General features: G+C 60.5%; 19 protein-coding genes and 1 pseudogene. 5 read left to right on the top strand and 15 right to left on the bottom strand.

What is annotated here, in order from left to right; translation table 11 throughout:
* Nucleotides 1–231: 231 nt before the first annotated feature.
* From HX898_RS17100 to HX898_RS33430, 4 genes are all read right to left on the bottom strand, one after another.
* Nucleotides 232–1,761, bottom strand: coding sequence for an LA2681 family HEPN domain-containing protein (locus HX898_RS17100; RefSeq protein ID WP_180195201.1), 1,530 nt, complete (start codon nt 1,759–1,761; stop codon nt 232–234).
* 35 nt (nt 1,762–1,796) lie between these two features.
* Complete coding sequence (locus tag HX898_RS17095; protein WP_180195200.1) at nt 1,797–2,369, bottom strand: hypothetical protein; 573 nt, start codon at nt 2,367–2,369, stop codon at nt 1,797–1,799.
* A 52-nt stretch (nt 2,370–2,421) separates the two neighbouring features.
* Nucleotides 2,422–3,717 carry a restriction endonuclease gene (locus tag HX898_RS17090; RefSeq protein WP_180195199.1) on the bottom strand — a complete coding sequence of 432 codons (1,296 nt, stop codon included), beginning with the start codon at nt 3,715–3,717 and terminating at the stop codon, nt 2,422–2,424.
* Nucleotides 3,718–4,341: 624 nt separating this feature from the next.
* Nucleotides 4,342–4,629 (bottom strand): 4-oxalocrotonate tautomerase, encoded by a 288-nt coding sequence (locus tag HX898_RS33430; protein WP_281411931.1) that lies wholly within the window; start codon nt 4,627–4,629, stop codon nt 4,342–4,344.
* Nucleotides 4,630–4,652: 23 nt separating this feature from the next.
* Here HX898_RS33430 and HX898_RS17080 point away from each other — a divergent pair, with 23 nt between their 5' ends.
* From HX898_RS17080 to HX898_RS17070, 3 genes and pseudogenes are all read left to right on the top strand, one after another.
* Entirely contained in the window at nt 4,653–5,537 is an 885-nt protein-coding gene (locus tag HX898_RS17080; protein WP_180195198.1) for a LysR family transcriptional regulator, read from the top strand.
* A gap of 230 nt (nt 5,538–5,767) precedes the next feature.
* Nucleotides 5,768–6,603: pseudogene (locus HX898_RS17075) on the top strand (dienelactone hydrolase family protein).
* A 72-nt stretch (nt 6,604–6,675) separates the two neighbouring features.
* Nucleotides 6,676–7,053 carry a VOC family protein gene (locus HX898_RS17070; RefSeq protein ID WP_180195197.1) on the top strand — a complete coding sequence of 126 codons (378 nt, stop codon included), beginning with the start codon at nt 6,676–6,678 and terminating at the stop codon, nt 7,051–7,053.
* A gap of 203 nt (nt 7,054–7,256) precedes the next feature.
* Here the strand turns inward: HX898_RS17070 and HX898_RS17065 are convergent, their stop codons facing one another.
* The 11 genes from HX898_RS17065 to HX898_RS17015 form a co-directional block, all read right to left on the bottom strand.
* Entirely contained in the window at nt 7,257–8,132 is an 876-nt protein-coding gene (locus HX898_RS17065; protein ID WP_180195196.1) for an FHA domain-containing protein, read from the bottom strand.
* A 2-nt stretch (nt 8,133–8,134) separates the two neighbouring features.
* On the bottom strand, nt 8,135–9,040 hold the full coding sequence (locus HX898_RS17060) for a type II secretion system F family protein (protein WP_138389859.1): 906 nt from the start codon (nt 9,038–9,040) through the stop codon (nt 8,135–8,137).
* Nucleotides 9,037–9,900, bottom strand: a complete 864-nt coding sequence (locus tag HX898_RS17055) for a type II secretion system F family protein (protein ID WP_029872054.1) — start codon at nt 9,898–9,900, stop codon at nt 9,037–9,039. Before HX898_RS17055 ends, HX898_RS17060 begins: the two co-directional genes overlap by 4 nt.
* A 111-nt stretch (nt 9,901–10,011) precedes the next feature.
* Entirely contained in the window at nt 10,012–11,910 is a 1,899-nt protein-coding gene (locus HX898_RS17050) for an ATPase, T2SS/T4P/T4SS family (protein ID WP_171598211.1), read from the bottom strand.
* A 20-nt stretch (nt 11,911–11,930) separates the two neighbouring features.
* Nucleotides 11,931–12,887 (bottom strand): RcpC/CpaB family pilus assembly protein, encoded by a 957-nt coding sequence (locus HX898_RS17045; RefSeq protein WP_180195195.1) that lies wholly within the window; start codon nt 12,885–12,887, stop codon nt 11,931–11,933.
* Nucleotides 12,884–13,810, bottom strand: a complete 927-nt coding sequence (locus HX898_RS17040) for a hypothetical protein (protein WP_180195194.1) — start codon at nt 13,808–13,810, stop codon at nt 12,884–12,886. The genes HX898_RS17045 and HX898_RS17040 overlap by 4 nt, the downstream gene beginning before the upstream one ends.
* A gap of 1 nt (nt 13,811) precedes the next feature.
* Nucleotides 13,812–14,492 (bottom strand): pilus assembly protein, encoded by a 681-nt coding sequence (locus HX898_RS17035; RefSeq protein WP_171598217.1) that lies wholly within the window; start codon nt 14,490–14,492, stop codon nt 13,812–13,814.
* Nucleotides 14,464–16,101: a Tad domain-containing protein gene (locus HX898_RS17030; RefSeq protein WP_180195193.1), complete on the bottom strand. Its 1,638-nt coding sequence runs from the start codon at nt 16,099–16,101 to the stop codon at nt 14,464–14,466. The genes HX898_RS17035 and HX898_RS17030 overlap by 29 nt, the downstream gene beginning before the upstream one ends.
* A complete protein-coding gene (locus HX898_RS17025; RefSeq protein WP_171598221.1) occupies nt 16,098–16,895 on the bottom strand; it encodes a TadE/TadG family type IV pilus assembly protein in 798 nt (265 codons plus the stop codon). The genes HX898_RS17030 and HX898_RS17025 overlap by 4 nt, the downstream gene beginning before the upstream one ends.
* 5 nt (nt 16,896–16,900) lie before the next feature.
* The gene (locus tag HX898_RS17020) at nt 16,901–17,464 is read right to left on the bottom strand and encodes an A24 family peptidase (RefSeq protein ID WP_180195192.1); all 564 of its coding nucleotides are present in this window, start codon (nt 17,462–17,464) and stop codon (nt 16,901–16,903) included.
* 13 nt (nt 17,465–17,477) lie between these two features.
* Complete coding sequence (locus tag HX898_RS17015; RefSeq protein WP_003548168.1) at nt 17,478–17,681, bottom strand: hypothetical protein; 204 nt, start codon at nt 17,679–17,681, stop codon at nt 17,478–17,480.
* Nucleotides 17,682–18,198: 517 nt separating this feature from the next.
* Here HX898_RS17015 and HX898_RS33425 point away from each other — a divergent pair.
* Together HX898_RS33425 and HX898_RS17010 are read left to right on the top strand one after the other, a co-directional pair.
* Complete coding sequence (locus HX898_RS33425; RefSeq protein WP_260060310.1) at nt 18,199–18,321, top strand: hypothetical protein; 123 nt, start codon at nt 18,199–18,201, stop codon at nt 18,319–18,321.
* A complete protein-coding gene (locus tag HX898_RS17010; protein ID WP_032982691.1) occupies nt 18,321–19,463 on the top strand; it encodes an ATPase, T2SS/T4P/T4SS family in 1,143 nt (380 codons plus the stop codon). Before HX898_RS33425 ends, HX898_RS17010 begins: the two co-directional genes overlap by 1 nt.
* Nucleotides 19,464–19,465 lie beyond the last annotated feature (2 nt).

Here is a 19,465-nt window from a genome sequence, read left to right as displayed (position 1 = left end):
TTTGGGGTACCGATAGTCGGATAGCTGCCATTCGTCGCGCGGCGATTAGCACGACCGCTTCCGACCTCATCACTGCCCCTCAGACCGCTTTCGTCACTAACCAAAACCTGCCGTTCATTCAGTACCTGCCGTACGTCTGAGAGGGAGGCCAAGGGGGCGGCAGCTTTCCGTTAGCAATGGCGGGAAGCTACAATTTAACTACAGCAACATCCGACGATGTTGTTCAGCTGGTCAGCTTCTATCACCGCCCCGTATATAATCATGGTCAGGCACCTCGGATGATAACACCAAGCCGCCACCATCATCCTCATTGCGGCGTTCAGCGAAGACAATAAAATCGACAAAGTAAAAAAGCGCAGCTCTCGCAAGCCTCAGCGAAGCTAGCGTTAGCTTTTCAAACTCCTCAAGATTTTTGTGATCGATGGCGGATGACTTCGATGAATCGTTGCGTTCCATGTCATGAAGCACAGTAAATCGATGGGTCGAAGAATTCCTGAATTGCTTCTGAGCGCCCATGAAGCCGTCGCCGAGGCTTTCATGCTTTGAGATATCCTGGAAGACATTGAAAAGCGCTACGAGCGGTTGATTTCCGCCAATTAACTCGGCCTCGATCTGCTTGGAAAAGACGAACCCTCTTCCCCTTTCCTGCTTGCCCCAAATCGTGATGAAGGATGCCTTCTGCGCCTGCGGAAGCCTTAAATAGCAAGCTATGGCGACAGAAATCTTGTCGAGAATATCAAAAGCAATGCGCTGTGCCGTTGTCAGTGCCGAGTACCTTACCCCGTAAACGGCATAATCCAGAGTGTCCGCGTGAGACGTGGTTTCGAAGTACGACGTATCTGCACCGTCCTCGCAAACCTCGAAGAAGACCTGTCTGGCAAAGGCGAAATCTGCCTTCAGGACGTTCATCATCGCAAATATTTCAGGCACGCCCGGGCCATCTTCCAGCGTCGTGTGGAGATGGGGAATAGTCAAAAGATCAAAACGTCCGGAAGAAAATTCCTGTGCGCTGCAATGCAAGGACAGTGCAATATTGTTCCGGCGGACAAACGAGAAGTACGGATTATCTATGGGCTCTTGCCGTATTTCATCGAGTTTCAGTGCCTGCTCCACCGCCTCTTGAACCACAGGGAGCGCGGACGCCCCGGCAAACTGCCCGAAGACGTCGTAGTTCTTTGAAATGACCGTCGCCAGATATCGAACGCGTTGGCACAAGGCATCAATGTGGCAATAAGACTGGTAGGTTTTTTCCTTTTGGACGAAGAGATTTGCCAGTGACATTAGGCGCCGCATCTCCTGAAATGCCGCGACCGCGTTTGTGGGCAGGATACGCTGTGCATGTTGAAAGCAATCCAGTGCCTCAACCCACCGATGCGTTTCTAGGAACAATATCCCGATATTTGTCAGCATTTGAGATTGGGTCGCTGGCGACGCCGAAGAGTCATTCATGACCGCGCCAAAGAGCACGCGAGCCCGAAAACGATCATCTGCGGCTTGCCCCCGAAAGGACGTTTCGGCCTCGACAGAATACCGTGCACGAAGCTGCAATCCGTTGGCTAAATTGTATGCGATATCGGGACTGAAAGCGACCTCAGCCGATAGGGCTTCAAGGATGTCACCGCCGCGACTGATCGACACGGGATCGCCAAGAGCATCTCCGCAATCAATTAGGATGATCGCAGCGGCAGCCCTTCCATCGGGGGTCTCGTCCAGCTCATCCACCCGGCGGAGAGCTTCTGCGGGGTCTTTGTCCCGCAACACCTGAAGTTCTCTGATTAAGTTTCCGCTCCGATCCATCACGAGCAGATGTGCGCCATCTTCTGTCTAAATTTCTTGCGCAGGTCGGTGTTGGCCGGGTCCTTCAGCGAGGCGAGGTAGTCGTCAAACGCTTTGGTCAGCTCCCGGTGCAAGCGGCTACGATTGATCTCAATACGCCCATCGTCGTGGAAGATGAACATCTTGCCGCTCTTCCGTACGACAATACGGTCAGTTGAACCTGTGTGATGGAGGGCGCAGCGCCCTTGCTCAAACACACTGACTGCCAGATCTTCAGCATCCTTGCCGTCGGGCACACAAGCGGTGAAGGCCGGCCAGTTTGTTAGAAACGCCTTGAAGAGTGCTTTGCTTTGACCATTGTGATTGAGGAGTCCTCTCCGAAAGCCCTGGATGGTCTCGATCAACAGAAAATCGATTGCGAGCACCGCAAAGCCGTTTGTGCCGCGCTCCTTGCCATTCTCTGACTCGATCAGGAGCTGGGCCGGTTCGATAAAGCGGCACCGAATGCGCGCGCCGAGAATTGAAATGGCTGTAGCCCAGTCCGCCGGCGAGGAATTTGTTTCATCCAGGGTGAGACAGGTCCAGTCAGTCACTCTGTAATCTGGCGCGATCTCAAAATTATCCGGTAGCGTAGACGACCCCATATTATCCGGCCCGCGCCTGGCGCCTGGCAGCGTCAGCTTCCCTTTTTTCCGCTGCCTGAGCCTTGCGGTGCGCTGCCACCCGCTTGAGGATGGCTAGCAGCTCGCCAAAATTCTGTACGCTCGGCTCGATATGGAATAACGGACAGTCGTGATCCTTATTGACGGCGAATCCGACCTGGCACGGCGCATCTTGTCGTTCGAGGCGCAGATGTCTCCCAGGCTCCTCAACCTCTTCACTGCCGGCAGGTTCAAGACGCTTCCAATACTCGTCTATTTCGTCCTTACCTTCCGTCAGCGTCATGCGGCTGAACGCGCTCACCCTCGTGCAGTCCGCGCTGCAGACATCCTGAATCTCCGATAAAAGCTGATCGGCGATCGGCATCAGCAGATACGCTTGCACGTCCTCCGGGAACTCGTCCGGCTTGCCGCGAGTGATCGAGTCGATCACCAACTCTGCGACGTTCTCAGCAGGTAGCTGATCGATTGCGCACAAGATCAAATAGGCGAAAGCGCGATTGAGCGGCGTCTGTTCCACGCCTGCCTTGGAGGCGCGCATCATCAGGTAGGGTACATTCACCAGACCCATATGCAGCACTTGGACAAGCGAGGCCGCGTCAAGCACAGCGCCCCAAGGTCGATGCGTGATGCTTCCGTTGGCGAACTCGTTCGCGATAAGCGCAAATAGGCCAAGCGATGTGAATTCGGCCTCCGCGCGGGCCTTCCAAAGCTTCTTTAGCGTGGGTGACGATACAAATTCGAGCTTGTTCCAGAACCGGGATTCCAGCGCCTGAAACTGTCCATCAAGGCTGAGCGCTTCGGAAAAAAGCCGCAAGACAACATCGGGATGGCGCGATAACAGCCGTTCCAGATGGCTGCTGTCCCACAGCTTAACCTTTGGCCTGGGGTTCTTTTTCTGCCACTCCTTAACCCAATCACGCGTGGGATTCGAGAACTGGGTGTTGGTCGCGATGACCACATAGTCGAGGTCGCCCCTGGCTTGCGCGTTGACAACCGCGCTTTTTACCTCGCCCGGTTCAACGGTTCCGCTCCGCCCTTTGCATTCCACCCACCAGACCTGCGGCTCCATTTCCTGGTCCGCCGTTGGTGTATAGAAATGTGCTTCAAGGTCGCGGCCACCGTCCGATGCGCCGCCGCCGCTTCCGCCGGCGCGCCATTCGAGGTCCTTGGCGCCCATCGCGTCTAGGAGCCAATACAGGCATTCCTCCAAATCTCGGCCCTTCAATTCCGTGAATGGAATTGAAGCGGGAAGTATCCATTCTTTTTCTTCGTCGCTCATACGGCTTAATACTACTATCGCTGGAAGAAAATTCCCACCTGATTATTACCTTCGGCGTGCTTCTGCCTACCAAGGAAAGGTGTTCCCGGGTTGTCCCGGCATTGCCGGCCGGGCTCTATCTCGCTCAACTGGACCGAACGCCCATACGCTGCTACTCCGCGCCGTTTGCGGCCTATGCGGCTGTGCGCCTGCGTGAGCCTCCAACACTACCGTGCAACGCGGCTACCTAGCGGAGAACCCAAATAACCTCGCGCTAATTTCCGGGTGACCAGCGCGGGTCGGTTATCATCTACGACGCGGGCGCAAAAAAATGCTTTTCACGATATTCAGACCAATTGTGCTGATCTCCACACGGCCCTGATTGCGGTCGAAGTGCGCTGATCAGGCGAATGGCCGCTTCCCGGCTTTTCCATCCAGAAGCTGTCAGGCCGAACTCCGCCAATGGCTTAACGCGGCCCCGGCGAAGTCGGCTGTCGCAGGCTTGCGGGCGGTGGAGTTGCGGCAGCCAATAAAGTCAACCGGCCGCCCTTCACATTCAGCACGGGAGCCGAGGGGCCGGCTCCCTGTCCAATACCATGGCGGCGGCGGCCCGTAGCTCGAGCCTTCGACACCGCGGGTCGTCTCTCAGGCTTCGGATTTCAGCTTGCCGCCGACCGCCCAGGAATCCTTGGCGATCTCCGTTATCAGGATTTCCAGAGATTCCGGCGGGCAGGCCAGGGTTTCGACGGCGGCCTTGGTTGCTTCGCGCGCGAAGGCGCGCTTCTGATCGTCGGTGCGGCCGGGATGCATCTGCAGGTGAAGAATGGGCATGGTGTCTCCTTGGTCAGGTTGGTGATGTTCGTCGTCTTGACGCGGACATGATGACCATGTTGTAAATTCTCCGGTTGATAAATAAGCTGTTGGTATCGTCATTCGAAACCAACAGGTAGGCAATCGTGGACAAGCTGGCCGGCATGGCGATGTTCGTCAGGGTCATCGACAATGGCAGTTTCGCGGCGGCCGCGGAGATCGCGCAAGTGTCGCCTGCCATGGTTGCCAAGCACATCAAGACCATTGAGACCCGCCTCGGGGCGAAGCTGATCCATCGCACCACACGACGCCATCAGCTGACAGAGGTTGGCCAGCTCTATTACGAGCGTTGCAAGCGCGCGCTTTCCGAAGTGGCGTTGGCCGAGGCTTCGGCGAGCGAGCTGCAATCGGCGCCGCGCGGCCGGCTTCGGTTGGTGGCACCCGTCAGCTTCGGGACGCAGGTCCTGGTGCCGGCGCTGATCGATTACCAGAACGCCTATCCCGACGTCAGCATCGAGCTATCGCTCGACAACAACGTCCATGATCTCGTCGGCGAGGGGTTCGAGCTCGGCATCCACATCGGTCCGCTCTCGGACAGCAGCCTGGTCGCCCGCCCGCTCACGCCCTACCGGCGGATCCTCGCTGCCTCGCCGGACTATCTTGCCCGCCATGGCCGGCCGGCCTCGCCCGAGGCTCTGACGAACCATCTCTGCCTCGGCCACTCCTATTGGCGCATGCAGGATCGCTGGCACCTGGTCGGACCGGGGGGCGAAATGCGCGATGTGTTGATTTCCGGAAAATTCTCGACCAACCAGGGGGCGGCGCTGCGCATGGCAGCACTCAGCGGCGCGGGAATTGCACTTCAGCCGGAACTGCTGCTCGCCACCGATATCGCTGAAGGACGACTCGAGCAGGTGCTGCCGGAATGGTCCTACAAGCCTGTACCGATGTCCCTCATCTATGCGCCGAACCGGCGGCCGACGGCGATGTTGCGGACGGTGATAGATTTCCTGGTGGACCGGTTTGGCTGACAACGCTCGGTCGAGGGCCGACATCGCTCTGCGGTTCTTGGCAGAAACAGCTCATCATGCACACCAGCCGCTAAATCCGGCATCGGCATAAAAAGCCGTCAGATACCTATTAGGGGCGGCTATTTGCCACGCCCCCTTTTAGCCTATGGACGTCGAAGTTTCCGCATCTAGATGATGATCGGTTGTGGATAGCGTTTGATCAACTGCCTGTCGCCCAGCGGAACAACGCAATGCAAATCACAAAGCTTGCTTTCGGACTTTTGCTCATCGCTATCGTGCAGCCTAACCTTGCGGCTCACGCTGACGAGTTGGTGCGATTCGACAGCGCAGTCACAAAGCCAAGTCCATTCCTGGAACGCAAGGCGAGGGAACAAGGTGTCAGTCTCCCGCAGGCACAACCTACGCACTTGCTCGGATATCTGAGCCGACCAGAGGGAGATGGTCCCTTTCCGGCCGTCGTTGTCATGCACGGTTGCGGAGGTATTCGGCCGAACACCAAGACTTACTGGCCGCAGCGATTGACCTCATGGGGATATGTCGTGCTGGTGGTCGACAGCTTCACGACCCGCAACATTGACAACACCTGTGAACGCTATCTTCCCGACCGGGTATTCGATGCCTACGGGGCTCTCGATTTCCTATCGACATACACCTTCGTTGATGCCCGACGTGTAGGGTTGATGGGCTTCTCGGCTGGTGGAATCGCAACGCTGGAAGCCACGAAGGCAACGAGCAGTTCATGGATCGAAAGTTCAAGGCTGCCGTCGGGTATTATCCAGTTTGCGCTCCCCATGAGGGCGATGCGACGGTGCCAACTTTGATCCTAAATGGCGAATTGGACGATTGGAGCCCCGCCGAAAGGTGTCGGCAGAGGGTCTCTCACCTTAGTGGCAAAGGTCCGCCAATCGAACTCAACGTCTATCCGGGTGCATACCATGATTTCGATTCTCCGTACGTCGCGGTGGCAAAGACGGCATTCGGTCATCGGGAAGAATACAATGCGACAGCGGCCGCACAGTCCTTTGACAGTGTTCGAGCATTTCTGGACAAGTACCTCTCTAAATGAAGCCCGCCAGCGTCAGGCTCCTCTGCCCCTTAGGCAAACAGCAGACATTCCGAGCAGAAAAGGAGGCACCAATTGCAACTGAGTTTGGAGCTATTTGTCGACGCGCCTGAGACATCGATTGATTTCTATCGGAGGGTTCTCGGCTTTGAGAGCCAGGTCTCGTCGAGCACCGAATACACGATGTTGAAAAACGGTGATGCGGTGATCGCGATCAATTCGCGCAGCGTCCTTTCGGACGATCATCCGCTACGGATCGATACCGGCCAGAGAGCTGGCCTCGGCGTCGAGATCGTCTTGAAGGTCGCTGACGTCGAGGGTGCCTACCGCACGGCAAAAGAGAGTGGCTGGCCGGTCTCCGATCTTGCTCTACAGCCTTGGGGGCTGCGTGATTTTCGTCTTGTCGATCCTGACGGCTATTATGTCAGAGTGACCAGCCGTCATCCGAACTGACGCATGTCCAAACGTTTGAACAGTGGTTCATTCATCGGCGGCTCCAATTTTCTTTGACAGTCTAAACACACGGTCGGCTCCGACCTTGAGATAAAGGTCATCGCCAGTATTCCGGCAAGTCCCTGACCTCGCTACCCGGCTCGCGCGGCCACGATGATGAACAAGCCACATTTGTATGTCATCGAGCAGCGGCAGGACCATGATCAGCGCCGCGCCGGCGGCTTCACCGCGGCCCGCCGCTGCAGCGCGAAGCGCGCGGCCGAGCAGTTGACGTCGGGAACAAGATCGTAGGTCTGTTGGTAGAGGGTCTGCGCCAGCGTATTGTTGCCGCGGTTTTCAGAGGCAAGGGCTGCGAGCGCCGTGCGTTTGTAGGCCTCGACGATCGGTTCGGCGGCCTTGGCCAGCGCGGCGTCGTCCGATGGTTCGGCTGCCAGCGAAAGGGCGGCATAGGTTGCGTCGCCATCGCGGCCGACACGACCGCCGACGGCGCCGTTGAAGCTGGCCTCCGAAACCTGGCGCATGCGCCGGGCGTTCTTGATGCATGTCGGAATGCGGGCGGCTTCCGCATTGATGCGTTCGGCCGTCGGGCCGCCCTCCGTGCTGCCGCTGTCGGAGAGGATCACGTAGCCGATAATGCCGACGATGGCGAGATAGGCGACACCCATGCCGGCGAGGAAGGCCGGCTGCTTGAGGATCGACTTCTTCGGCTTGTCGTCACTTGCTTTAGAGGTCTCCTTCTTCGGTGCTTCCTTGGCGGCGGCCTTGACGACGAATTGGAACTCGACGTCCTTGCCGAGACGGAAGCTGTCGCCGGCCTTCAGCGACGCCGTCTGCAACAGCGCTTCGCCGCGCAGCATGATCGGGTTCAGCCCCATGCGGCGAATGATGAAGCCGCCGTCGCTCTGTCGCTCGATGCGCGCATGGATCGGCGCCAGGAACGGATCGTCGACGACGATATCGGCATTGGCAGCCCGGCCGATCGACATTTCCGGCCGGTCGAGCACATGGCTGCGGCTCTGGCCGCCGGGACCGGTCTGCAGAAGGCTAGGCTTGTTTCCGCGAAAGAAGGAAAAGACCATGATCAGAACATCCCACTCGACATCATCTCGACAATTGCAGGCGCCAGCACCAGAAGCAGGATCGATACGACGATCATCATCGCCGGCATGACGATCTTGGCCTTCAGCTTTTCACTGGCCCTGTCGGCCTTTTCCCAGCGGCGGAAGCGCAGGTCGCGCGCATGTTCGCGCAGCAACTCGACGCGGTTGCTGCCCTCGACTTCGCCCTGGATTACCGCGCGGATGACGCGGATAACCTCCTCGGCGGTCATGCGGCGCTCCAGACGCTGCAACGCCTCGATCATGCCGGTGCCGAGCGCCACGTCCTTCAGCGTCTGTTCGATCTCCTCGCTCATGACAGTGCCGGGTGCGGCTTCGGCATAAAGCCTCAGGCTTTCCGGCAGCGTCGCCTGCGCCTGCTGCGTCATGACGACGAGATCGAGAAAGTAGGGAAATTCGCGCGAAATGCGTTCCTTGCGATCCTGCGCCTTGTCGTCGGCGACGACCCAGAAATAGATGGCGGGGATCAGGCCGAGGATCAGGCCGGCCACGAGCCCGCCGATCACGCTGCCGCTGGCAATGCCGAACAGCAGGCCGAGCACGACGAAACCGAACAGGCTCAAAACGACGAGAAGGGCGATATATTCCCGTCCCGTTACGCCGCCGAAGGGCCGGCCAGCATAGATCAGCTTCTGCTCGAGCTGCGCGCCGTAATCGGCCAGAAGCGGCTCGAAATGCGTCAGCACGAATTCGACCGGCGTGCGCATGCCGATGCTGTCGACAATGTTCGGGGGCGGACCATCGCCGCCTGCTGACCGGCGCACCACCTGAATGCTGCCGAGCATATCGCCGATCCACCAGACGAACAGCGCAGCGGTGATCCCGGCAAAGACGACGGCGATCGGGGCGAGAGGTATCTGAGACATCATACCGACACCTTCATCATCGAGCGCATCCAGAAGAAACCGGTGGCATAGAGAATGGCGCCGACGATCGCGATGACGATGCCTATGGCGTTGCCGAACACCTTGTCGATCAACTCGGGCTGGCCGAAGAAGATCAGCAGGATCATGAACAGCGCGCCGCCATTGACGACGCGGAAGTTCATGCGCGCCTGCGACGATGAGGTGGTGATCTTCTGATCGAGCTTCCAAATTTCCTTGAAGGATTTCGACATTTCCGTCAGCGGCTCGGAAATGTCGCCGCCCTGCCGGGCAAAGAGACCGAGGGCCGCATCGACCATCTTGAAGTGCAGGCTCGGCACAGTGCGGCCGTGGCGGTCGAGCGCCTCGACTAGGCCGATGCCAAGCTTCTGTTCGCGGGCAATGCGCTCGAATTCGCGCGAGGCCGGCATCTGACCGGTATCGGCCACCGCATTGACGGCGACGGCAAGCGGCTTGCCGGTGCGCACCGCCGAGACGATCTGGTCGACGGCATAGGGAAGCTGCGATTCGATCTGCAGCCAGCGGCGCTGCAGAAAGTAACGGATCAAGCCCTTGGGCAGGAAGAAGGCGACCGGGATGGCGACGACGAAGCCGAAGATCGGCCCGAAGATCAGCGAGATCACGATGAAGACGACGATCGCCGTGATGCCGTAGGCGAGGATCATCGTATAGGGCGGAACCGCATCGCGCCCGAAGACCTGCGCCGCCTCGCTGGCGAGCGCAATGTCACGCTCCGTGGCGCGCAGCAGCGGCGCCGGCCAGCGTACCGGCGCGCCCCAGACGAGCAATCCCGCCGTCACAGCGCCGAGGGCGACCGTAAAAATCTGCAGAATGCTGATATCCATGGCTTCCCCCTCAGAGCAATTCCAGGAAAAGTGCGAAGCGCTTTTGCCGGGGAATTGCGTAAAAACAAAAACTTAGAGCGGTTTTGCGCTTCTGCGAAAACCTGAACCGCTCTAGACGAACATGTCCAGTTTTTCGATCTCGCCGTCGTCGTTGAACTCGACGAGCTCGGCGACGAAGCTCGGCAGGTAGCCGGTGAAGGCATGCACGGCCTGGCCGCCGGCGCGGCCGACGAGATTGAAGATCGGCTCGACGATGATGAGGCCGGTATCCGGATCGATGCCGATCACCTCCGAAATCTCGGTGACCGCGCGCCGCCCGTTCGCCAGGCGGTTGAGCTGCACGACGAGCTCGACGGCGGCAACGATCTGCTGGCGGATCGCCATGACAGGCAGCGAACTCTGGCCCTGCAGCACCATCACTTCCAGGCGGGTCATCATGTCCTGCGGCGTGTTGGCATGCGCCGTCGTCATCGAGCCGGCATGGCCGGTGTTCATCGCCTGCAGCATGTCGATCGCCTCGGCGCCGCGGCACTCGCCGACGATGATGCGGTCGGGCCGCATGCGCAGCGCGTTGCGCACGAGGTCGCGGATGGTGACGCTGGTTTCGGATTCCGCCGTCTTCGGCCGCGATTGAAGATAGACGACATGGATGCCATCGAGCTGCAGTTCCGACGTGTCCTCGACGGCAACGACGCGCTCGCCGATCGGGATGAATTGCGACAGGCTGTTCAAGAGCGTCGTCTTGCCGGAGCCGGTGCCGCCGGAGACGACGATGTTCTTGCGGGAGCGGACGGCCGCCTCGAGGAAGGCGCGCATCGGCTCGCTGAGCGCGCCGGCGGTCACCAGCTTGCTGATGTCGAGCCGCGACTTGCCGCCGAACTTGCGGATGGTCAGGCAGGCGCCCTTGACTGCCAGCGGCGGAATGACGGCGTTGACGCGCGAACCATCCGGCATGCGGAAGTCGGCCATCGCCTCGCTCTCGTTGATCGAGCGGTTGGAATCGACGGCGATGCGCTCGATCACCTTCATCAGCTGCCGTTCATTGGCGAAGGCAAAGGGATAACGCTCCAGCAGGCCGAATTTTTCGACGTAGATCTCGTCATAGCGCGTCACCATGATTTCCGAGATGACGTCGAGATCCATCAGCTCGGAGATCGTCCCCCAGCGATACATCAGCTCCTCGATGCTGGAGCGCAGGTGCATATGGGCGATCTCATAGCGGTCGCCGGCGTTGAAAAGAGCCTGCCGGGACTGGAAGGCGGCGCTGAAACGGGTGTCGAGCTGGGCGAAGTCCGAGCGGGTGGACTCGAAGTTCAGCTTGAGCTGCAGCGCCGAAATCAGCGCCTTGCCGACGTCGAAGAGGCGGCGATTGTCCTGCTCCTCGCGCGACAGGCTTGCGGCATTCGACGAGGCGTCGCGCCGCCCCGTGCGGGCAATGCGTTTGGCCAGCCATCGATAGACGGCGTTCTTGATGACAAGGATGACGAGATCCTGCGGTGCAGCGTCGAGCGCCTCCTTAATGAACATGTCGAGGCGTTCGCGGATGCGGCCGCGCGTCTCCTCGCGGCCGAAATCGGCGGATTTCACCAGCCGGTCATATTGCGTGTCCTTCAGCAGGCGTTCGTGAATTTCCATCTGCAGGGCGAGCACACGTTCCTGATCGGGAAATTGCGTGACCACTTCGGCGGCCGCGGCTGGTTCAACAAGCTCAATGGTGACGTTCGGCACCCAGATCGACATGCCGGCCGAGACCGCAACCGGCATGCCGGCCCGAAGCGGCTGATCGTCGACGCGCGTCGGGTTGCGGCCGTGATGCTGCACCGACCAACCCTGGCCCGACTTCCGCAGCACGAATTGCGGCGAGGAGACGTGGCTGCCGCGCAGGCGCACGACACCCGCTCCGGCGGGCAGCGTCAGCGTGCTGCTTTCGCCAACGAAATAGGTCTCGTTCGCCGAGAGCGGGATGACCTCCCGACCGCTGCCGTCCTCATAGGAAATCTTCAACAGCATGGCTCATTCCCCCGCGGCGGTCACATGCGCGTCCAGTTGATGCTCGGCAGGTCCTCGACGGTATTGTCGGCCGGATTGCGCAGCACGAGGTTCAGGCTGCCGTTCGACTGGCCCATGGCAAAAATCAGCATTTCGGCTTCCGACGGCGTCACTTCGACGGTCACATTGTTGTAGGTGCTGTTGGCCTTGGTGACCGCGCCCTCCGCCGTCGTCGCCGCGCCGACGGCCAGAACCTTGACATTCTGCAGGAAGGTGCGGGTGACGACACGGGTGCGCGAGCTTATGCCGAGTTTGTAGTCCTGCGCCTGCTTGCGGTAGGCGTTGACGTCGTTCTCGTCGGCGCCTGGATATTGGGTGAGATAGTTCTTCAGCATCTGCTCGACCGGCGACTGCGGCTGGGCTGGAGCCTGCGGCTGTCCGGCTGTGGCCGGCGCCTGACCCGGGACGGCGGGCTGACCTGGCACGGCAGCGGGCTGGCCGGGCGCTCCCGGCTGGGTCGCGGCGGCCGGCGCCACGGGCTCGACCGGTTCGTCGACCGTGCCGAGGATATCGACATAGCTGCCCGGCTCGACGAAATGGCCGACGGCCGCGGCTGCGTTGACGGGGAGGGTCAGCGCCCGTTTACCCGGCGCGATCATCGTCGTCAGGCGTCCACCGTCGGTATCGTCGAAATACTGGAAGAGCAGCACCGAACCGGCCGGAATGTCGCTCGCAGCCGTCCTGTCCTTCAGCCATTCCTGATAGGCGCTGGCAGCGGGAACCGCGAGCTTGGCGAGCGCCCCGAAGCTTTCCGGCAGCATCACCGGTTCGGCGAGCATGTCGGGCGTAATCGCCTGTCCTCGTGTGACCTTCCTGTCGGGCTGGAGCCGCATGAAGGCATAGGCCGTCTGCTCGTTCTTGACGCTCTCGGTCCAGAAATAGAGCAGAACGCCGGTGATGAGCCCGACGATGACAGCCGCGATGAGCTTCCAGTTCATGGTGTTATTCCCCCTACGAAGGGTTGCCTGATTTGAATGACTTCGACGGTCCGGCCGTCGGTCTTGCTGCGCGTGTAGAGAACATTGGCCTCGACGCTGCCGCGCCGACCATAAAGGGCAGTGACCCCGCCGCGCTGCGCCGGCGGCGTCTCGATGGTGAAGCCGTCGCGGGCAAGCAGATCGGCGCGCTGATCGGACCAGCGCGTGGCCGACAGCGTGCCTTTCGACACGACCGTGCGCGACGTGTGGCCCTTGTCGCGATCGCCGATATCGCTCAGCACCTCGACACCGGCCGGCGGACGCAGCGACATCGGCAGCTTGCTGACATCGGCCGGAGCCGCGAAGGCCGGCAGCGTCGAGGCAACATCCTCGAAGCGGCTCATCAGCACCTCGGTGGTCGGCGCATCGGCGGGCCTGCGGATCATGATCGTGACGCCCGGGATCGGCGCTCTCGCCGAAGGATTGGCCGGATCCTGCCGGCGGAGATAATCGAGGGCTGCCTCGCCGTCGCCGTCGAAGAACCGCACCACCACGGCGAGATCGTCGCGAATGCGGCTCGTCTTCGGGGCGATCAGCATGTTGGCGGCAATCACGGCAGTCAGTTCTTCCTTGTCGTTGCTCCTCGGCAGGGCAGGCCTTGTATTGGCGGCCAGCACCCGCTGCCATTCGTCGGTGATATCGGAAATGCTGCGATCGCTCTGGTAGGGCGTGAACTCCAGCGGTTGGCCGTTGATGACGAGATCGCGCGGCGCCCGCTCCGGCGCGCCGACGATACTGGCCAGCATCGAATTTAGCGTCACCCTCAAATCCTTGTAGATCTCGGCGCGAACAGGTGTGGCCATGGCGGCGGCGAGCCCGAAGACGAGCACCAAACCAGCGAGATGGCCGACGAGACGAAAGGAGATGCGTGAACCCTGTCTCATCTTATTTCGCTCCCGGAAAGACGCCATCGAAGAGATCGCCGGAATCGCTAGCCACGCCGCGAATCTCCCGGCGCAGCGTCGGATCGTAGCCGCGGCGCGTGGTATCGTTGTTGTGCGAGGCAAACAGCGTGGAATCGTCGACCGTGAACGCGTCCTTCCAGCGGATGCTCCTGATCGTATCGAGATCGTCGGAATCCCTGAACTTGTAGACCCGGTCGGCCGTCGCTGTGACGAGCTGCGGCTTTTCATTGGCGAGGTCGCCGACCATATCGCCGAACTGGCGGCCATCGCTCTCGAGGGTATTCTGCACGTCGTCCCAGACAAAGCTGCGCTGAGGGTCGCCGCCGCCTTCATGCGATGGCGTGCGCGAGCAGCTCATGGCGTCGCGTCCGGGCAGTGCCGGCAAAGCCGGGATCGGGAAGGCGTTCGAGAAATCCGACGTGCAGTCCAGCCCATTCGCCTCGGCGAAGGCGGCGTTGCGCATCGCCACCATTGTTCCGACCTTCTTGGTGGAAATCTTGTTCGCGTGGATGACGAAAATCACGATCAGCAGGATGACCGGCGCGGCGAGCACGAATTCAATCGAGGCGAGCCCGCGCCTGTCGCGGTGCAGCCGCATCAGCAGCCCGCGGCCGGGAGGACCGCTCATTGGCTCAGTGTGTGTTGACGGCAGCCCAGGCATTGGCTCCTCCTCGGTCGAAGACGCGGGTCAGGCCGGTGAAACTATCGGCCGCCGGGCTCTGCTTGATGGTGTTCGAAACCTCGCCGATATCGTCGGCAAGCGTGGCAGGCGCAAGCGATGCGAGCCAGTCCTGGGTGTAGAGGTCGAAGGCCGTGTAATTGTGGACCCAGCTCTGCGCGAGCGCATAGGCGGACGGCGTCTTATCCTTGAAGATGCGGATCTGCAGCCGGGCGCGCGGGGCGCGGGAAACGATCGCCAGCGTCTGGTAATCGTCGAGCTGCTCGCCACCAAAGGGCGTGAAGTTGAAAGGTGTGCGTCCCTTCAGCCAGTAAGGCTTCGGGAAGGACACGGCGGGCAGTGCGCCTGCCATCGAAATCGCAGCGCCCGCCGGGCTGCAGACCCCATTCCAGATCGTGTCGAACTTGCGGGTGAAATCGTTCTCGTCCTTTGTCTGCTTGTCGGAATAGCGCGGTGGCTTGTCGATCGGCAGCTGAAAGGGGTTCACGATGCCGAATTCGATGCCGAAGAATTCCTCGGCGATAAAGAAGCTGCCATCGAGCAGCAGTTCCTGCCACCAGCTGAGATCGCCAAATTGCTCGATGATCGCCTTGAACGGGATCTTGCTCAGATAGGCCGGGCCGAAGGCTTCATAAAAGATGTAGAAGTCCACTAAAGCATCGTCGATGCCGCTCTCGTGATTGACCCAGTCGCGGATATGGCTGCCGTCGACCCCACCTGCGGTCAACGGACCTTTGCCGTTGGGGAAGCCGCGATTGGCAAACTCGCCGCGCATGAGGAACGGGTCCTGCCCCTGGGTGCCATAGGTCATGGCGAGGCACATTTCAGCATAGGCCGAGGCGGGATTGATGCCGTCGCGATCGACCGGCAGGTTGCCCCCGGCGCCCTCTCCGGCGTTGTTGCAGGACTCGCACGGCGGATGGAAGACGACATGATCCGACTTGTTCAGGCGCACCAGATGCAGGGCTTCGTTGCCGACCCGCTGCGGAAAGCTCTCGACAAGGTAGTCGTTGAGGTCGTTCATCGCGTCGATGATGTCGCTGGACTTTTCGATAAGGCCCCATGGATCATAATCGAGCTGTGCTTTTACCGTATACGCAAGCGCTTTGGTGGCTCCTATCGCCCGGACCCCCTGGAACGCCAGGCAAGCACCGTAGATGATGCCGCCGACGATCGGGACCTTCTGCCAGCCCGGGCAATGGGGCATCGGCGGCATCGGCGGCAGCAGCGACGCCGGGCCCAAGCCTTCGGTGAAAGAATATTGGGCGAGTTTTGCCAGAATGGCGGTAGAGCGCAGGGCCAGCTCCGCCGTCGTCAGCTGGAAGGCGACTGACGTCGCCATGACGACCGTTGCCTGCGACGAGGCGACGTTGTTCATCGCCATGATGTTGAGATAGCGGGCTTCCCAGTCGGCATGGACGAGAGCAGCAGCGTCAGCCGTGTCTTGCGTGCGCTGCTTGTCGTAGATCATCTGTCCCGTATTCAGGATCCAGACGATCATCAGGGCGAGCGCGATCGTCATGTAGAGAATGATCGGTGACAGGAAGCCGCGTTCGTCGCGGTGCAGGCGCTTGATAAGGGTCGGTGTCATAGCAGGTTCACCTCCGCCGTCGAGATCGTGTAGTAGCGGCCGTCCTTCCTCTGGCCGCGGGCAAAGACCCAGCCGGCATATTCAAGCAGCAGGAAGCGCGCTTCCACCTTGGCGGTGACCGGCACATGCGGCGAGCGGTTGATGGCGGCATAGAGCGCCATCGGCGCGCGGTCGACGGTCACCGTGACGTTCTGCGGATCGAACATGTAGCGGGCCTGGTTGCGCATCGCCCGCCAGTTCTTCGAAAGGCCCGAGGCATCGGCAAGGCTCTTCAGCGCGTCTTCGGGCGGCTGGCAGGCGCCGACGCATCTCAGCTGGTCGTAAGGGGCAGCCGGGATCAGCGCCAGGCGGGCGGCAAGATCGGCCTTGCCGGCGGCAGCGTCGTCATCGCAGGTCTTGACGTCGATGATGCTTCTAAGCGTGATCGGAAAAGCCGGGCAGAAATAGACGCGGGCGCTGCGGGCCGCCGCATAGGCGGCATAATGGGTGAAGAGGTGGTTCTTGGCCAGGATCGTGAACTGGAAGACCACGAACATGAAGAAGACGAAGACCGGTGTCACAAGCACGAAATCCATCATCGTCGTGCTGCCGGAGATATCGCCGTGCAGCTCCGATATCCGGCGCCGGCGGGCGGAAAGCCGCGGCAGTAGCAGCATCGAGGCAAGCAGCATCATGGCGATCGTAAAGGTACCGAGGAGCGCGCCGTGATCCTGAGGGACCCAGAAGGTCCGCGAGTGCAGGATCGAACTCCAGAAGGCACCGTCGAAGATGGGGCGTTCGAGTTCCGCGCGCATTGCCGTTACCTCACGAATGAAAGAGGGGTGAAATCGGGCATGAAAAGGCACCAGAGAAGTCCGAGAGCAGCCGCAACGCCGAAGCGGACGGTATGATGGGTTTCATGCGGCTTCAGCACCGAAGCGGCATCGCGGAAACCGGCAGGCAGGAGAAGCGCAAACAGTCCGACCGTTCGGGCCAGCACGCCCCACTGAACACGCCGCGCCATGGAGAAAACGGCGATCACGCCGCCGGCCATCAGCGATGCAAGTGTGACGTCGATGGCGGGCCAGAGGCCAAGAATGGCGCCGAGCGCCGCCATCAGCTTGACGTCGCCGCCGCCGCAGCTTCCGGCTGCGAAGGCGATGATGAAGATCAGGCCGGCTGCAAGGAGGCCTGCGAAGGCAAGCCCTATCCCTGCGAGACCGCCGCTGACTGCCGCCAACATGAACCCGCCAAGCAGGCAGGGATAGGTGACGGCGTTCGGGATATGACCGTGGCGATGGTCGAGCACCGCCGCGGTCATGGTGCAGGCGACGGCAAGAGCCGCCGCCGCAGGCATCAGGGTCAGATCATAGGTCGTATCCATGATCCCGACCCGCTTATTGACCCGGCTCAGGAATTCTCTCGGCATCCGAGAGCGCCGTGTTCTTTTCGTTGAACCATTCGCCGATCTGTTTGCCGAATGCGAGCAGGATCAGCATCAGCGGAATGACGATCAGGGCGACGGCCAGGACGATCTGGGCCATGTCGCCGCGTTCGTCCTTGTGAAGTGCAATTGCGAGAGTCTTGAGTTTACCAAACATGTGATTACTCCTCATTCCCAGGTTTGTTTCGGTTCGAAGCCGTGGTGAAGATGAACCAAGCATACGCTATCGATCCGAACGAGCATGTTGCTCGATCCAATGATATTTTCTGCTTCAGCTTTTCTTCCCCGGCGGCCAACGTTTGTTGAGCAACACCATTAAGACCCAAGAGTGCGCCTAAGGCCAGCCCTCCGTCAAGCAAACGAAACGAAGGGTTCCAATTGTCTTGGAGGCATCGGCTGCAAAATCGCAGTTGACGCCCAATTATTTTAACTAAGCTTTTGAAGCGGCTGCATTTTTACCTGCGGATAGGAAGTTTTTGACGACCCAGCGAGGCCTCGTCTACTGCTCCATAATTGGTCAATTCTTTCAAAGCGATAGAAGAAACGGCGCGTGGCGATCATAATGACTGCCTCCGCGGGGGCCGGCCATGGCGTTATTTGGCGATCTGGATTAAGCTTTCGTCAAATGGTGGGTATCGCCCGCCAGTCGATCCGGAGAGAGAACGATGGAAACGATGAGCAGCATCTTAATACTTGGATTGGTCCTCATTCCATTGATGATGTTCTTTCCGACCGCGGTTCAGATGATGGCGACGCTGTTCGGCATGAGCACGGTCCTGGTCGGGATGCCGCTCTAATGAAGGCCGTTTCCGACGACGCTGCCGAACAGGCGACCTTCCAGGTCCTGACCCGGGCGCTGGACAAGCTGCTCGGGCCGATCCGTTTTCTCCTCGATGATCCGAGCGTGTCCGAAATCCTGATCAACGGCACATCCGACATCTTCGTCGAAAGGCGAGGCAAGCTCGAACGCGCCGATACGCGTTTCGCCAGTCGTGAGGATTTGGAATCGGCCGCGCGCAGCATCGCACAGTTCTCAGGCAAGCGGCTGACGCCGGAGGAGCCGAGCATCGAGGCGCGTCTGCCGGATGGTTCGCGCGTGCAGATGATCCAGCCACCGGCCGCCCGCACCGGGCTCTGCATCTCCATCCGCCGCTTCCTGAAAGAACATCGCAGCATCCGCGACCTCGTTACCCAGGGCAGCCTGACCGAGGAGTCGCTATCGCTGCTGCAGGCCGCCGTCGGGCTGCAGAAGAACGTGATCATCTCCGGCGGCACCGGCACCGGCAAGACGACGATGCTGAACGCGCTGTCGGAAGCCTTTGCCGACCACGAGCGCGTCATCGTCATCGAGGACACGTCGGAACTGCAGATCCGCAAGGAACACGTGGTCTATCTCGAAGTGACCAAGCCCGACCGTTTCGGTCGCGGCGGCGCCAGCATCCGCGACCTGTTCCGCTCGTCGCTGCGTATGCGGCCCGACCGGATCATCGTCGGCGAATGCCGCGGCGGCGAGGCGCTCGATATGATCCAGGCGATGACATCAGGCCACAGCGGCAGCCTTTCGACGGTGCACGCGAATACGCCCTACGACTCGCTGCACCGGCTGGAAACGCTGGCGCTGATGTCTGATATCGACATGCCGCTTCGGCCGCTGCGCGCCCAGATCGCCTCGGCGGTCGACGTCGTCGTGCAGATCGCCCGCTTCAAGCGCACCGGCCGGCGCCGGGTGATCGAGATTTCCGAGATCAAGGGGCTGAACAATGACGGCCAGTATATCGTCGAAAGCATCTACAAGCTCGAGGGCGACGGCCATTCCAATCCCGATGGCGCACTGCTGTGGACCGGTGTCGTGCCGAGCTTTGCCGCCGATGCGGTGGAAGAGCTGCAAGGCGCCGAGCGCCCCGAATGGGTCGGTGCCGCCGCGCTGCATACAGCTTAAGA

This window comes from Rhizobium sp. WYCCWR 11128, assembly GCF_013416305.1.
In the GTDB taxonomy this organism is placed as follows: Bacteria; Pseudomonadota; Alphaproteobacteria; order Rhizobiales; family Rhizobiaceae; genus Rhizobium; species Rhizobium indicum.
This window is presented reverse-complemented; position numbering and strand designations above follow the sequence as displayed.